Here is a 14,257-nt window from a genome sequence, read left to right on the forward strand (position 1 = left end):
CGAAGCCGCCCTGTGTCCCCGGTCCGTAAGGATTGCCCCGGGCAGACAGGACGGCCGCGCTCACCCCGATGGCGGACAGGCTCCCTGCCACCGGACGCCCGGCCGGGCCCCTGGCAGGCTCTACGCCCGGGTCAGGCCCCTGCGCCGCTCCGCGTCGGTGACCTCCATGGCCAGCGCCTCGATCTCGATCTCGGCCGCGCGGGCGTAGTGCCTGACGACGCGTTCGCCGAGCAGCTCGCGCGCGACCCGGCTCTCCCGGAAGGCCCCGAGCCCGGCCGAGGGACCGGACGGGATCAGCGGCGCCTCGACCGCCTCGTAGGCGTTCCCGGTCAGCGGCGCGGAGGGCTTGAGCCCCTGCTCGATGCCGTAGCGGCAGGCCGCCAGCGACGCGGCGGCCAGCAGATACGGATTCGCGTCGGCGCCCGCCACCCGCAACTCCAGGTGCAGCCCGCTGCCGTGACCCGCCACCCGCACCGCGCAGGTCCTGTTGTCGGGCCCCCAGGTCATCCGGGTGGGCGCGAACGACCCCGCCACCAGCCGCTTGTACGAGTTCACCTGCGGCAGCATCAGCGGCATGAGCTGCGGCACGGTGTCCACCAGGCCCGCGACGGCCTGCCCGGCGAGCGCCGACATCCCGGCCGGGCCGCTGGTGGCCGCGCGGTTGCCGGCGCCACCGGGGAAGAGCGGCTTCCCGTCCCGCCACAGCGACAGATGCACATGCAGCCCGTTGCCGACGCCGGTCACGGGTGCGGCCATGAAGGTGGGCGTCAGTCCGTGCCCGTGCGCCACCTCGCGGGCCAGGTGCTTGAACAGCACATGCCCGTCCGCCGCCGCCATCGGCTCGCCGTACCGGAAGGTGATCTCCACCTGCCCGGACGCCGCCTCGGTCTTGACCGCCTCCAGCGGCAGCCCCGACCCGGCCAGCGACTCCTCCAGGCCGCGCAGATACCCGGCGAGCGGGCGGGAGTGGCTCAGCGCGTAGTCCAGGTTGTGGGCCGAGACCGGCACCGGCACCGCGCCGTCCGCCTCCCGGGTGCCCCGGTAGACGGTGAACTCGGTCTCCAGGCCGATCCGCGCGGTCAGGCCGAGCGCCGCGAGCCCGTCGAGCTGACGGCGCAGCACCTCCCGCGGGGCCACCTCCACCGGCAGCCCCTCCTGGTCCCGTACATCGCCCAGCACCAGCGCGCAGCCGTCGTCGCCCGGCAGCAGCCGTACGGTCGACGGGTCGGGCACGAGCAGCAGATCGGCGTAACCGCTGGACCACGACGCCAGGCCGTAGCCCTCCAGCGGCCGCATGTCGACATCGGTGGCCAGCACGTAGCCGCACACCTCGGCGCTGCTCCCGGCCAACTGGTCGAGGAAGAACCCGGCCGGGTACCGCTTGCCCTTCAGCCTGCCCTGCATGTCGGGCAGCGCCAGCAGCACGGTGCGCACCGAGCCGTCCGCCACCCGGGCGCGCAGTTCGTCGAGCGGGGACGGCATCACACCACCTCGTCCGCGTACCGGGCCAGCTCCTGCTGCCCGGCCAGCGCGGGCACGTCGTACGAGCGGCGGCCCGCCGTCCACCACCAGATGGTGGCCAGCACCAGCACCACGGCCAGCGCGACGGGGGCGTAGTTGAAGGACTGCACCGTCACCAGGTGGTGCGCAGGACGGGTCTGCGGCAGGCAGAACAGCACGGTCACACACGCCACCCAGACCACCGCGACGACGCCGATCGGACGGCTCCAGCGGCCCAGCGTCCACGGTCCGGGGACGAACTCGCTCCCGGCCCGCAGCCGCAGGAAGATCGGGATGGCGTAGGCGGGCGTGATGCCGATGACGTTGATCGCGGTCACCGCGCCGTACGCGACGGGGGAGTAGAGCGAGGGCAGCGCCAGCACGGCGGCCACCGTCACCGCCAGCCACACGGCCTGCTTGGGGGCGGCGTTGCGGCCGCTGACCCGGCGCCACCAGCGCCAGCCCGGCAGCGCGCGGTCCCGGGAGAAGGCGAACACCATGCGCGAGCAGGCGGCGGTCTCGGCGTTGCCGCAGAAGAGCATGGCCACGATCACCAGCGCCAGCAGCAGCTTCGCACCCGTCGCGCCCAGCGCGTCCAGGAAGATCTGCGCAGGCGGCACACCGGTGTCCGAGGCCAGGGTGCCCGCGTAGTCCTGGATCGCGAAGGTCATCCCGGCCAGCAGCACGAACCCGGCCACCCACGACCAGCCGATCGCCCGCATGATCCCGCGCGGCGCGCTGATCTGCGCCTGGGTGGTCTCCTCCGACAGGTGCGCGGACGCGTCGTAGCCGGAGAAGGTGTACTGCGCCAGCAGCAGGCCGAGCGCGACGACGTAGAACCTGCTGGACCAGCCGGTGCCGTTGGCGAACGTGGTGAACACGAAGTGCGCCGACCGGTGGTGGGCCGGTTTGAAGGTGAGCGCGCCGACGATGACGGCGACGCCGCCCATGTGCCACCACACCGATATCGAGTTCAGCAGATCGACCAGCTTCACGCCGGACATGTTCACCAGCGCGTGCAGCACCAGGATCACCAGGTAGATGAGCATGGTCTTGCCGGGCGTCGGCGAGAAGCCCCACTGGAGGTTGGCGAAGGCGCCGCAGAAGAGCGCGGCGCCGTAGTCGATGCCCGCGATGGCGCCCAGCAGGCCCAGCAGGTTGAGCCAGCCGGTGTACCAGCCCCAGCGGCGGCCGCCGAGCCGTTCGGCCATGTAGTAGAGCGCGCCCGAGGTCGGGTACGCCGAGGTGATCTCGGCGAGCGCCGCGCCGACGCACATCACCATCGCGCCCACACCCACCCAGCCCCAGAGCATCACGGCGGGGCCGCCGGTGGTCAGGCCGAAGCCGTACAGCGTCATGCAGCCGGACAGCACCGAGATCACGCTGAAGGAGATGGCGAAGTTCCCGAACGAGCCCATCTTCCGGCTCAGCTCGGGCTGGTACCCGAGATCCGCGAGCAGCGCGTCGTCGTCCGCCAACGCGTTGGCGGACTTTTCCAGAGCAGGCACAGCGACAACCTCCAGATCGGAACTGCGGGAGAGCGAGCGGGCGGTCGTGCGGGTGGGGCGGACGTGCGGGTGGGGCGGACCTCAGCCGCGGGCGCTGTGGCGCGGGCCGTCACGCGGTGCGGAGCCGGGGCTGACCGCCAGGCACTGGGCGCGGGCGCGCAGGAACTCCTCCTGACCGGACGCCGGGTCCCCGGGATCGTTGCTGACGTGCCCCCACGGCTGCGCGGAGGCGTACGGGCCCATCGCGCGGAACACCGGCGCGGCCTGCTCGTGCGCCCGGCCCGCCCACAGGGCGTGCGCCAGATAGCTGAGGTCCTGCACCGAACGCGTTTCCGGGACCGACCGCGCGAACCAGCCGTTGTACGCGCGCTGCGCGTCGGGGACCACCGGCTCGCGGGTCCACTGCAAGCGGGACAGCGCGTCGTAGCGCCCGGCCCTGCGCCGCTGCCGGAAGTGCTCGACATAGCCGTACAGCGGCAGCACCAGCAGCGCGGACCCCGACTCCTCGGGCGCCCAACTGCTGACCCAGCGCCCGAACTGCAGGGCCGCGGAGGAGCCGCCCTCGCGGGTGTGCAGGAAGAACTGCAGGGCGCGCAGATGGCCCTCGCGGTTGAGCGGATCGCGCCGGTGGAGCTGTTCCAGCAGCCGCCACGGCCCGCTGGGGAGCATCTGCTCCGGCGGCGCCTGCCGGTGCTCCTCCAGTATCTGGTCGATGTCCAGCTGGGCCAGCGCCAGCAGGCAGACCCAGGGGACGGGGTCCTTCGGCGCGCTCGTCGCGGCGGCCAGCGCGTCCTGTCTGGCCTCGGACCCCAGCGCCCACGCCTTGGCGTGCTTCTCCCGGTGGGCGTGCAGCGCCCGTTCCGTCATCACCCGGGTCCGCATCATCCGGGCGTCCGTGCTGCCGGGCTCCTCGGTCTGCCACTCGCGCACCACGTGCGACCGGGCCGCCGTCGCGGCCAGCGCCTGGGAGCGGGCGGTCCGCCGCCCCCAGTCCGTCCCCGTCCCTGCCAGCAGCTCCGCCATCGCCCGCCACCGGCCGGCGCGGACCTCCTCCAGCGTCTGCCGCAGCTCGGTGTCCAGCCCGGCCGGGTGGTACACCGGCCGAAAATCGGTACCCTCGCCCGCCATCAGCCCAGCCGAGCGGTGGCCGGGGCGGTGGCTAATCGCACCTGGGTCGGGTGGGTCGGGTGAGTGGGGTGGGCCGGGTGGGTCGGTGCCGGTCGGGAGGGGGCGAGCGTCATCGCGGCGGAGTCCTCGGGTCTGGGGAGTTGGCGAGGCCCGCCGTCGGCCGACCCGGACACCCGCGACGACGGGATCAGGGTGCGTTTCCCCCGGTTCCCCTCGTTGCGCGTTCGCCCACGCGCGAAGTGAACTGCCGCTGAAACGCCGGATGATGACGGTTCGGCGGAGTCCAGCCGACAGCTCCCCGTAAGGGGTCGCGCACGCACCGTGGGGACGATATCACCGAAGAGTTATCCCGTCACTCAGACAACATTGACCACTCACGCATGCGGGAAGAGAGTCCTGGATAGCGGGAAATCGGTGTGTTTGATTCCGTTTTCGCGTCAACCCCCGGCCGGGGACATCGCCCGGCGGGAGGGAGCATTTTCGGCCAGTTGCCGCACTGCGGCTGGGTGCCCCCGGCAGGACTCGAACCTGCGGCCAAGCGCTTAGAAGGCGCCTGCTCTATCCACTGAGCTACGGGGGCCGGACAGTGGCCGCGGCTGTCTCCGCCCCATGGTGGTTCCGTGACCTTGTACCGAGGTCAAGGATAGGGCGCCACACGCCTGCTGCCGGGCGCTTCACCCGCGTGACATGTTGTGGAGGTTCGGTGAAGCGGTCCGATAATCGCAGGCATGTGCAGAAGGTGCATCGCTTTTGACGGCTCGCAACGCTGCTGTTGTGCACTCGTTATGCCGGTGGCTCATTCTGCCCCCTCGTCCCTGATTGCCGCCGGTTGGCGGTGCTGCGGGCCGAATGGGGCGAACTACCCGATATACGCTTCAAAAATGCTCCAATATGGGGCATTCTGCCATTGTGGCGATCTTGGACGTACGGCCCGAGCTGCTCGACGCGCTGTCCGCGCTGCGTGATCGCGTCGACGCCGCCCGTTTTCCGTTCCCACTCGAAGGCGCCGCCCGCGCCCGCCGCACCCGCCAGGAACTGCTGACCCAGCTCGACGACTATCTCGTCCCCCGGCTCGCGGCCCCCGAAGCACCGTTGCTGGCGGTGGTCGGCGGCTCGACGGGCGCCGGGAAGTCGACCCTGGTCAACTCGATCGTCGGCCGCCGGGTCAGCGAGGCCGGAGTGCTGCGGCCCACCACCCGCACCCCCGTACTCGTCTGCCACCCCGAGGACCGTGCCTGGTTCGCCGACCCCCGGGTGCTGCCCGGCCTGGTACGCGCCTGGCCGGTGCGGCAGCGGGCGCGCGGCCGAGGCGACGGCGACGGCTACGGCCGTACGGCATCAGGCCATGCCGAGCGCCAGGCCGAACTGCGGCTGGAGACCGACGACTCGCTGCCTCGCGGCCTCGCCCTCCTCGACGCCCCCGACATCGACTCGCTGGTCACCCGCAACCGCGAACTGGCCGCCGAGCTGATCTGCGCCGCCGACATCTGGATCCTGGTCACCACCGCCTCCCGCTACGCCGACGCGCTGCCCTGGCATCTGCTGCGTACGGCCAAGGAGTACGACGTGACGCTCGCCACGGTGCTGGACCGCGTCCCGCACCAGATCGCCGAGGACGTCGGCGGCCATTACGCGGCGCTGCTCGCCAAGGCCGGGCTCGGCGACGTACCCCGCTTCACCGTGCCGGAACTCCCCGAATCGGCGGGAAACGGCGGGCTGTTGCCGCAGTCCGCGGTCGCCGCGCTGCGGGGCTGGCTCACCCACTGCGCCGAGGATCCGGCCGCCCGCCAGCAGGCCGCACGGCGTACCGCCGCCGGGGTGCTCGACTCGCTGCGCGGCCGCCTGCCCGCGCTCGCCGCCGCCTCCGCCGCCCAGCACGCGGCCGCGGTCCGGCTGGCCCGCGCCGCCGAGGACGCGTACGAACAGGCGGCCGAGCGGATCACCGCCGCCGTCGACGCGGGCATCCCGCTCGCCGGGGAGGCGCTCGCGCACTGGCGGGGCTACCCCGCCTGCGGCCCCGGCGCCCTCCAGCACGCGCTGGCCGAGGAACTGGCGGCGCTGCTGCGGACCGAGACCGACGCCGCCGACGAACGCGTCGCCGAGGGCTGGCAACGCGACCGCGCGGGCGCGGCCCTGCTCGGCGAACCCACCGCCCGCCCCGACCGCGACCGGGTGGCGGTGGCCACCAGGATCGACAAGGGCGTACGCCGCTGGCGCCGTGGCCTGACCGACCTCGCCCACGCCCAGGCGCGCGCCGGCCGCGACGCCGACCGCCCGGCGGCCGACCCCGAGGACCTGGCCGCGCTGCTGGCCACCGCGCTGCTCGGCGGCCCCCGCGGGCGCCTTGCGGGGGAGCGGCTCGCCGAGACCGTCGGCGCACCGGCCGCCCTGCGGCTGTGCGACGCCGCCCGCGATCAGTTCGACCACGCGGTGGCCGCGCTGCTGCGCGGCGAGCGCGAGCGGCGGCTCGCCCCCGTGGACGGCTACGACGTCACCGCGCGCCAGCAGTCCTCGCTGATCGCCGCGCTCTCCCTGCTGCAGAAGGAACGGTGAGGACCTGTGAGCCAGGTGGCCAGGACCGCGCGCTGGGACGGCACTTCGGGCACGCCGGACCCGTCGCGCATGTCCGCGGAAGGACCCGGCGGCCCTGGCGAGGGAGGACCCGGCACCGCCGCCGACCCGCTGACCGCGCGGGTCGACGCCCTGGGCGAACTGCTGGGCCTGTCCAGGACCCGGATCAGCCCCGAGGCACTCGCCGAGCCCGCTGAGCTGCTGCAACGCGTGGGCGAGCGGCGGCGGTTGTCGCTGGACCACACCGTGGTGGCGCTGGCCGGCGCCACCGGCAGCGGCAAGTCCACGCTGTTCAACACCCTCGCCGGGCGGCATCTGTCCGAGACGGGCGTACGACGGCCCACCACCGCGCGACCCGTGGCCTACGCCTGGCAGCCGGAGCGCGCGGCCGGACTGCTCGACCGGCTCGGTATCGCCCCGGGCGACCGATACACGGGGCCGTGGGCGGCGCCGCGGCCGGTGCCCGGAGCGGGTTTCGCCCCGGCGTCCGGAGCGGGGTTCGTCCCGGGGCCGGGCACCGGACCGGACACAGGCTCGGGGCCGGGGGCCGGATTCGGCGGGGGCGCCGGGTCGGTGGGGCGGGGCGGTGGGGCGGCACCGGACGCGGGGCGTGTCCCGGGGCCGGGGGCCGGGCCGGACACAGGCTCGGGGCCGGGGGCCGGATTCGGCGGGGGCGCGGGGTCGGTGGGGCGGGGCGGTGGGGCGGCACCGGATGCGGGGCGTGTCCCGGGGCCGGGTGCCGGGCCGGACGCGGGCTCGTGGCCGGGGCCGGGGCCGGGGGGCGGATTCGGCGGGAGGGACGGTCTCGACGGGCTGGTGCTGATCGATCTGCCCGACCACGACTCGGCCGCGACCGGCCACCGCGAGCAGGTGGACCGGCTGCTGCGGCTGGTGGACGTGGTGGTGTGGGTGCTCGACCCGGAGAAGTACGCCGACGCGGCGCTGCACGAGCGGTATCTGCGGCCGTTGTCCGGCCACGCGGACGTCACCGTCCTGGTGCTCAACCAGGTCGACCGGCTGCCCGGGGACGCCGTCGACCTGGTCCTCGACGATCTGCGGCGGCTGCTCGACGAGGACGGCATCGCGGTCGGCGAGCACGGCGAGGCCGGGGCCGTGGTCCTGGCCGCCTCCGCCCTCACCGGCGAGGGCATGCCCGATCTACGGGCCGCACTCGCCCAGATCACCGGCGAGCGCGCCGCTGCCGGACGGCGCCTCGCGGCCGACATCGACCGCACCGCACACACACTGCACCCCCTCTACGTCGGCGACGGAGGTCTCACGGGCCTCACCGACCAGGCCCGCGAGGAGTTCGTGCACCGCCTCGCGGACGCGGTGGGCGCGGCCGGAGCGGGCCAGTCCGCCGAACGCGACTGGTCCCGCGCCGCCGCAGCGGCCTGCGGCACCCCCTGGTCCCGTCTCCTCGCCGAACGGCCCCCCGCGCCCCCGGGTTCCCGCCCGGCCGCCCCGCCCGCGCGCCCCGCCCCGATTTCACCCGAACGGCGTACGGCCGCCCCGGCCGCGGCGGGCGGTGCCGGGCGCTCGGGCGGCGGCACGAGCGGCCCTGCGGTGGTCGCAGGCCGGGGGAGGGCTGGGGCGGGCGGTGCCGGGCGCTTGGGCGGCGGCACGAGCGGCCCGGCCGCCGGCTCCGGTACGGGCGCGGCCATCGGTGCCGGGCGGGTCCGTCGGGATACCGGGCCGGTCGCGTCGCGGCCGGTGGTGGACGAGGCGGTGCGGGGGGTCGTCGCCGACGCGGCGCGCGGGCTGCCCGCGCCGTGGGCGCAGGCCGTACGGGACGCCGCCCGGCGGGGCGGGGACGGGCTGCCGGCGGCGCTGGACGAGGCGACGGCGCGGGCGGTGCCGGGGCCGCCTGAGCGGCCCGGCTGGTGGTCGGCGGCCGGAGCCGTCCAGTGGCTGCTGATGGCGCTCGCCCTCGCGGGCGCGGTCTGCCTGGCCGCGGTCGCCCGCGGGGCACTCGATCTGTCGTGGTGGCCGCCGCTGGTGATGATCACGGCGGGCGGCCTCGGCGGGCCGCTCGTCGCCGGGATCTGCCGGATCGCCGCCCGCGGCCCGGCCCGCCGCTACGGCCAGGACGCCGAGCGCAGACTGCGCGGCGCCGCCGCGGACTGCGGCCGGGCCCGGGTGCTGGAACCGCTCGCCGCGGAGCTGATGCGCTACCGCGAGGTGCGCGAGCAGTACGCCGTGGTCGCCGGCGCCCGACGCACCCCTCACTCCACCCCCTCCGCACACACTGTTTCCACGTCCGGGTGACGAAGATATCCACAACGGCCCGCTTATCCACAGATTCCAGCCGGTTTTTCCACGGCGCCCGGAATTCCCGCACGATGTCCTTACCGGATCGCGTTTCCGGCAACGGAACGCCATCACAAGGCCAGCGGCCGTAAAGGCCGCAGAGGGAGGACCGTGCGATGAACGAGACACTGGTGACCGTCGTGGGGAATGTCGCCACCGAGCCCGAGACGCAGTCGACCGGCACCGGCGTGCCCGTCACCCGCTTCCGGCTGGCGACCACCACGCGCCGCTGGGACGCCGAGCGCGGCGCGTGGATGGACGGCGCCACGAGCTTCTACACCGTGCGCGCCTGGCGCACCCTCGCCGGGCACGTGAAGGAGTCCGTCGGTCTCGGCGAACCCCTCGTCGTCCAGGGGCGGCTGAGGATCCGTGAGGAGGAGCGCGACGGCCGCCGCTTCCTCGCCGCCGAGATCGAGGCGGTCGCCGTCGGCCACGATCTGGCACGCGGGGTCTCCCGCTTCAGCCGCACCGCGGCGGCCCGGGCGGAACCAGCGATTCCGGCTCCCTCGCTGCCCGCCGCCGCGGCGGCGCCCTGAGCATCCGGCTTATCCGTATTCGGCGGGATTTCCGGGGATGAATTCCGTCGAAGACTTATCGACAATCCCAGAAACATGCCTACCGCCGGGTAACGATTGGGCGTCGAAAGGCGGGACCGGTGACCCTGCCGGTAGCCCTGTGACGCATGGTTCCTAGGATTTCGTCGTTCATAGGCACGGGGGCTCGGAGCTGCAGGCGAGGCGACCCTCCTCATGACCGACCCGCCTCGCCCGGAGGGGAAATTCATGTTCAAGAGCTACAGGCGGAGCGCTGCCCGCCTAGCGGCCGCCGGGGTCACCGCCGGCCTGCTCGCCACCGGCGCGATAGCGGGTGCGGGTTCCGCGTTCGCCGACGGCGGCACCCCGTCGTCGAGCGGTGCGACCGCGACCCTCGAGGGTCTTCAGGGCGACCTGTCGGACACCGCGACCGTCGCTGACGGCGGCGGCGCCAGCCACAACGTGGCCGCGGGCCTGTTCAAGATGGATGTCACCGGCGGCGGCAGCATCCTCACCTACTGCATCGACTTCAACAACCACACGCAGCGCAACGCCACGTACCAGGAAGTGCCCTGGAGTGCGACGTCGCTGTACGGGCCGGGCAAGGACAAGGACAACGCGGGCAAGATCACCTGGATCCTGCAGCACTCCTTCCCGCAGGTCAGCGACCTCGGTGCGCTGGCGAAGGCGGCGCACTCCGACACCCTGACGCAGAAGACCGCCGCGGCCGGCACCCAGGTCGCGATCTGGCGCTACTCCGACGGCGTGGACGTCAAGGCCGCCGACCCGGCCGCCGAGCAGCTCGCGGAGTACCTGTACAACACCGCGACCGTCCTCGCCGAGCCCGCCCCGTCGCTGACGCTCACCCCGGCCGCGGTCTCCGGCAAGTCCGGCGACCGCCTCGGCCCGGTGACCGTGCACACCAACGCCGCCTCCGCCCAGCCGGTGCTCGCCGCGGGCGCCCCCGGCGTCAAGCTGGTCGACGCCCAGGGCAAGCCCGTCACCACCGCCAAGGACGGCACCAAGCTCTACTTCGACGTCCCCGCGGGCACCGCGGACGGCAGCACCACCGTCACCGTGACCGCCACCACCCCGGTGCCGATCGGCCGCGCCTTCACCGGCACGGGTGACAACGGCAAGCCCAGCCAGACCCAGATCCTCGCCGGTTCCGACAGCACCCCGGTGACCGCGGGCGCCACCGTCTCGTGGGCCAAGAAGGGCCCGATCCCGGCGCTGTCCGCCATGGTCGTGTGCGCCAAGAACGGCGTGGACGTCACCGCGTCCAACCAGGGCGACGAGAACTTCACCTTCCAGCTCGAGGGCAAGTCCTACACCGTCGCCCCGGGCAAGTCGCAGACGATCACGGTCCCCGTCAAGGAGGACCAGAAGTACAGGATCGACATCGCGCTGCCCAACGGCAAGGTGAAGACCTTCGAGGGCACCCTGGACTGCAAGACGGCCACCCCCGGCCCGACCCCCTCCACCAACCAGCCCGCCCCGGCCACCTCGGGCGGCACCGGCGGCAACGGCAACCTCGCCGAGACCGGTAGCAGCAACGCCACCCCGATGATCGCGGGCATAGCCATCGCCCTGGTCGTCGTCGGCGGCGGCGCGGCCTTCTTCTTCCGCCGCAAGAAGTCCTCCACCACCGCGGAGTGACCCCAGCCCCACCCGGGCCCCGGTCCACCTCCCCAGGAGGTGCCCCGGGGCCCACCCCTTTCCCGGCCCCATCACCTACCCGTTCGCCGCCATGGGTGGACGTACGGCAAGATGGGGTGTATCTGCCCTCACGCGGCGGTGCCGCACATTGGCCCTTCTCGATCTGCCGGACGGTTTCTCTTGGCTGAGTTCATTTACACCATGCGCAAGGCCCGCAAGGCCCACGGCGACAAGGTGATCCTCGACGATGTCACGCTGAGCTTCCTGCCGGGGGCGAAGATCGGTGTCGTGGGGCCGAACGGCGCCGGTAAGTCGACCGTCCTGAAGATCATGGCGGGGCTGGAGCAGCCGTCGAACGGTGACGCGTTCCTGTCGCCCGGGTACTCCGTGGGGATGCTCCTGCAGGAGCCGGAGCTGGACGAGTCGAAGACCGTGCTGCAGAACGTGCAGGACGGCGCGGCCGACACCATGGCGAAGCTGACGCGGTTCAACGAGATCGCCGAGCTGATGGCGACCGACTACTCCGACGCGCTGCTGGAGGAGATGGGCAAGCTGCAGGAGCAGCTCGACCACGCCAACGGCTGGGACCTGGACGCGCAGCTCGAGCAGGCCATGGACGCGCTGGGCTGCCCGCCCGGCGACTGGCCGGTCACCACCCTGTCCGGTGGTGAGAAGCGCCGCGTCGCGCTCTGCAAGCTGCTGCTGGAGGCCCCCGACCTGCTGCTGCTCGACGAGCCCACCAACCACCTCGACGCCGAGTCGGTCAACTGGCTGGAGCAGCACCTGGCCAAGTACGCGGGCACCGTCGTGGCCGTCACCCACGACCGGTACTTCCTCGACAACGTGGCCCAGTGGATCCTGGAGCTCGACCGCGGCCGGGCGCACCCGTACGAGGGCAACTACTCCACGTACCTGGAGAAGAAGGCGGCCCGCCTCAAGGTCGAGGGGCAGAAGGACGCCAAGCGCGCCAAGCGCCTCAAGGAGGAGCTGGAGTGGGTCCGCTCCAACGCCAAGGGCCGCCAGGTCAAGTCCAAGGCGCGTCTGGCCCGCTACGAGGAGATGGCCGCCGAGGCCGACAAGGTGCGGAAGCTGGACTTCGAGGAGATCCAGATCCCGCCGGGCCCGCGTCTGGGCTCCATCGTGGTCGAGGTGCAGAACCTCTCCAAGGCGTTCGGTGACAAGGTGCTCATCGACGACCTGTCGTTCACGCTGCCGCGCAACGGCATCGTCGGCGTCATCGGCCCGAACGGCGCGGGCAAGACCACGCTGTTCAAGATGATCCAGGGCCTGGAGACGCCGGACTCCGGCCAGATCAAGGTCGGCGAGACGGTCAAGATCAGCTACGTCGACCAGAGCCGCGCCAACATCGACCCGAAGAAGACGCTGTGGGCCGTCGTCTCCGACGAGCTGGACTACATCAACGTCGGCCAGGTCGAGATGCCGTCCCGGGCGTATGTCTCCGCCTTCGGCTTCAAGGGCCCGGACCAGCAGAAGCCCGCGGGCGTGCTGTCCGGCGGTGAGCGCAACCGCCTCAACCTGGCGCTCACCCTCAAGGAGGGCGGCAACCTGCTGCTCCTCGACGAGCCCACCAACGACCTCGACGTCGAGACGCTCGGCTCGCTGGAGAACGCCCTGCTGGAGTTCCCCGGCGCGGCCGTGGTCATCTCCCACGACCGCTGGTTCCTCGACCGGGTGGCGACGCACATCCTGGCGTACGAGGGCGAGAGCCGCTGGTACTGGTTCGAGGGCAACTTCGAGTCGTACGAGAAGAACAAGGTCGAGCGGCTCGGGGCGGACGCGGCCCGCCCGCACCGCGCCACCTACAAGAAGCTGACCCGCGGCTGATGGCGCGGCACATCTTCCACTGCCCGCTGCGCTGGTCGGACATGGACGCCTTCGGGCACATCAACAACGTCTCCTTCCTGCGGTATCTGGAGGAGGCGCGGATCGAGTTCATGTGGCGGCTGGCGCCGGGCGAGGGAAGCGCGTCCTTCACGGGCGGGTCTGTCGTCGCACGGCACGAGATCGACTATCTGCGGCCGCTGGTCCACCGGCACACGCCGGTCGCCATCGAGACGTGGGTGACGGACATATCGGCGGCGTCCATGACCGTGGCGTACGAGGTCAAGGACGGCGACGTGGTCTACGTACGGGCCTCGACGGTCGTGGTCCCGTACAACCTGGAGGCCGGACGGCCGCGGCGGATCACCCGCGAGGAGCGGTCGTTCCTGGAGGACTACCTCGAAAAGCGGGCCGTCGCCGTATGACGGATCGGCTCGGCCTCGGCGGCGCCGGGGAGGCGGCGGATCTCGCCGCCTTCCTCGGGCGGCTCATCCGCTGGGACAAGGCGGCGGTGGTGCGGTTGCGCTCCGCTGAGGGGGAGGCCGCGCTCGGCGTCTTCGGGCACCCGCCGTTCGGCGGCGTGCTCGCCGTGCGGAACGCTGCGCTGGGCGGGGCGGGGGTGGCGGCGGCCGTCGACGCGACGGTGTCGGCCGGGCAGTTGCTCGACGCCGCCGACGCGGTGGCTTCCCGGGGGGACGGGGAGCTGGTCGTGCCGCCGTCCGTCACCGGGCCGTCGTGGGCCGGGGTGCTGCCGCCGCGCGGCGGCTGGCGGCGGGTCGCGGAGCTGGACGTCTTGGGGTTGCGGGCGGCCGCGGCTTCCGTGATCGGGGAGTTCCGTACGCGTACGGAGGAGTTGGCGCCTTCGGCGCGGACGAGGGTTGCGCTGGACGCGCTCGCGGAGGAGTTGTGGGGGCGGGCGTTCGGCAGTGACGTGCCGGGGTTGACCCTGCGGGTCGTGCATGCTGCCCATGCGGTCGGCTTTCTTCGGGCTGAGGAGGCGGTCGTCCTTGCCGCGGGGCCGTGGGTGCGGCTTCGTACGGGGTACGGGTCCATTGCGCACCGCACCGCCGCTCCCGGGGCCGGGCTGTCCGTCAGCCCCGCCTGAAACCGGGCCCGCGGCCCGGCTCCTCTTTCCCACCCGCCCACCCGTACCACTTCGCTGCCGCCTGCGGGCCTCCTCGTGGGGCGTCCTCGCCGTCGGTGGCG

The 14,257-nt window shown here is 73.0% G+C and carries 10 protein-coding genes and 1 tRNA gene; 7 read left to right on the forward strand and 4 right to left on the reverse strand.

Annotated elements, in window-relative coordinates; genetic code table 11:
- Positions 1-120: 120 nt before the first annotated feature.
- The 4 genes from AB0M29_RS21665 to AB0M29_RS21680 all read right to left on the reverse strand — a co-directional run bounded on the left by AB0M29_RS21665 (position 121) and on the right by AB0M29_RS21680 (position 4,716).
- On the reverse strand, positions 121-1,482 hold the full coding sequence (locus AB0M29_RS21665; RefSeq protein WP_365384821.1) for a glutamine synthetase family protein: 1,362 nt from the start codon (positions 1,480-1,482) through the stop codon (positions 121-123).
- Positions 1,482-3,008: an amino acid permease gene (locus AB0M29_RS21670; protein ID WP_365384822.1), complete on the reverse strand. Its 1,527-nt coding sequence runs from the start codon at positions 3,006-3,008 to the stop codon at positions 1,482-1,484. Before AB0M29_RS21670 ends, AB0M29_RS21665 begins: the two co-directional genes overlap by 1 nt.
- An 81-nt stretch (positions 3,009-3,089) precedes the next feature.
- Positions 3,090-4,136 carry a hypothetical protein gene (locus AB0M29_RS21675; protein WP_365384824.1) on the reverse strand — a complete coding sequence of 349 codons (1,047 nt, stop codon included), beginning with the start codon at positions 4,134-4,136 and terminating at the stop codon, positions 3,090-3,092.
- Positions 4,137-4,643: 507 nt separating this feature from the next.
- Positions 4,644-4,716: transfer RNA gene (locus AB0M29_RS21680), tRNA-Arg, on the reverse strand.
- A gap of 329 nt (positions 4,717-5,045) precedes the next feature.
- Here AB0M29_RS21680 and AB0M29_RS21685 point away from each other — a divergent pair.
- The 7 genes from AB0M29_RS21685 (at position 5,046) to AB0M29_RS21715 (ending at position 14,156) form a co-directional block, all read left to right on the forward strand.
- Complete coding sequence (locus tag AB0M29_RS21685) at positions 5,046-6,689, forward strand: dynamin family protein (RefSeq protein ID WP_365384826.1); 1,644 nt, start codon at positions 5,046-5,048, stop codon at positions 6,687-6,689.
- A 69-nt stretch (positions 6,690-6,758) separates the two neighbouring features.
- On the forward strand, positions 6,759-8,975 hold the full coding sequence (locus AB0M29_RS21690) for a GTPase (RefSeq protein WP_365384880.1): 2,217 nt from the start codon (positions 6,759-6,761) through the stop codon (positions 8,973-8,975).
- A gap of 158 nt (positions 8,976-9,133) precedes the next feature.
- Positions 9,134-9,553 carry a single-stranded DNA-binding protein gene (locus tag AB0M29_RS21695; protein ID WP_365384828.1) on the forward strand — a complete coding sequence of 140 codons (420 nt, stop codon included), beginning with the start codon at positions 9,134-9,136 and terminating at the stop codon, positions 9,551-9,553.
- Between the two features lie 246 nt (positions 9,554-9,799).
- Positions 9,800-11,209, forward strand: a complete 1,410-nt coding sequence (locus AB0M29_RS21700) for a thioester domain-containing protein (protein WP_365384830.1) — start codon at positions 9,800-9,802, stop codon at positions 11,207-11,209.
- Positions 11,210-11,389: 180 nt separating this feature from the next.
- Positions 11,390-13,054 carry an energy-dependent translational throttle protein EttA gene (gene ettA, locus AB0M29_RS21705; RefSeq protein WP_365384832.1) on the forward strand — a complete coding sequence of 555 codons (1,665 nt, stop codon included), beginning with the start codon at positions 11,390-11,392 and terminating at the stop codon, positions 13,052-13,054.
- The gene (locus tag AB0M29_RS21710; RefSeq protein ID WP_365384834.1) at positions 13,054-13,476 is read left to right on the forward strand and encodes a thioesterase family protein; all 423 of its coding nucleotides are present in this window, start codon (positions 13,054-13,056) and stop codon (positions 13,474-13,476) included. Before ettA ends, AB0M29_RS21710 begins: the two co-directional genes overlap by 1 nt.
- Complete coding sequence (locus AB0M29_RS21715) at positions 13,473-14,156, forward strand: hypothetical protein (protein ID WP_365384836.1); 684 nt, start codon at positions 13,473-13,475, stop codon at positions 14,154-14,156. The genes AB0M29_RS21710 and AB0M29_RS21715 overlap by 4 nt, the downstream gene beginning before the upstream one ends.
- Positions 14,157-14,257 lie beyond the last annotated feature (101 nt).

It is taken from the genome of Streptomyces sp. NPDC051976 (assembly GCF_040680795.1).
Lineage (GTDB): Bacteria > Actinomycetota > Actinomycetes > Streptomycetales > Streptomycetaceae > Actinacidiphila.

What these genes read in the sequence shown, in the direction of transcription:
- AB0M29_RS21695 (WP_365384828.1), top strand. Translation starts at nt 9,134, where the DNA reads ATGAACGAGACACTGGTGACCGTCGTGGGGAATGTCGCCACCGAGCCC.
- AB0M29_RS21690 (WP_365384880.1), top strand. Translation starts at nt 6,759, where the DNA reads ATGTCCGCGGAAGGACCCGGCGGCCCTGGCGAGGGAGGACCCGGCACC.
- AB0M29_RS21715 (WP_365384836.1), top strand. Translation starts at nt 13,473, where the DNA reads ATGACGGATCGGCTCGGCCTCGGCGGCGCCGGGGAGGCGGCGGATCTC.
- AB0M29_RS21710 (WP_365384834.1), top strand. Translation starts at nt 13,054, where the DNA reads ATGGCGCGGCACATCTTCCACTGCCCGCTGCGCTGGTCGGACATGGAC.
- AB0M29_RS21675 (WP_365384824.1), bottom strand. Translation starts at nt 4,136, where the DNA reads ATGGCGGGCGAGGGTACCGATTTTCGGCCGGTGTACCACCCGGCCGGG.
- AB0M29_RS21700 (WP_365384830.1), top strand. Translation starts at nt 9,800, where the DNA reads ATGTTCAAGAGCTACAGGCGGAGCGCTGCCCGCCTAGCGGCCGCCGGG.
- AB0M29_RS21665 (WP_365384821.1), bottom strand. Translation starts at nt 1,482, where the DNA reads ATGCCGTCCCCGCTCGACGAACTGCGCGCCCGGGTGGCGGACGGCTCG.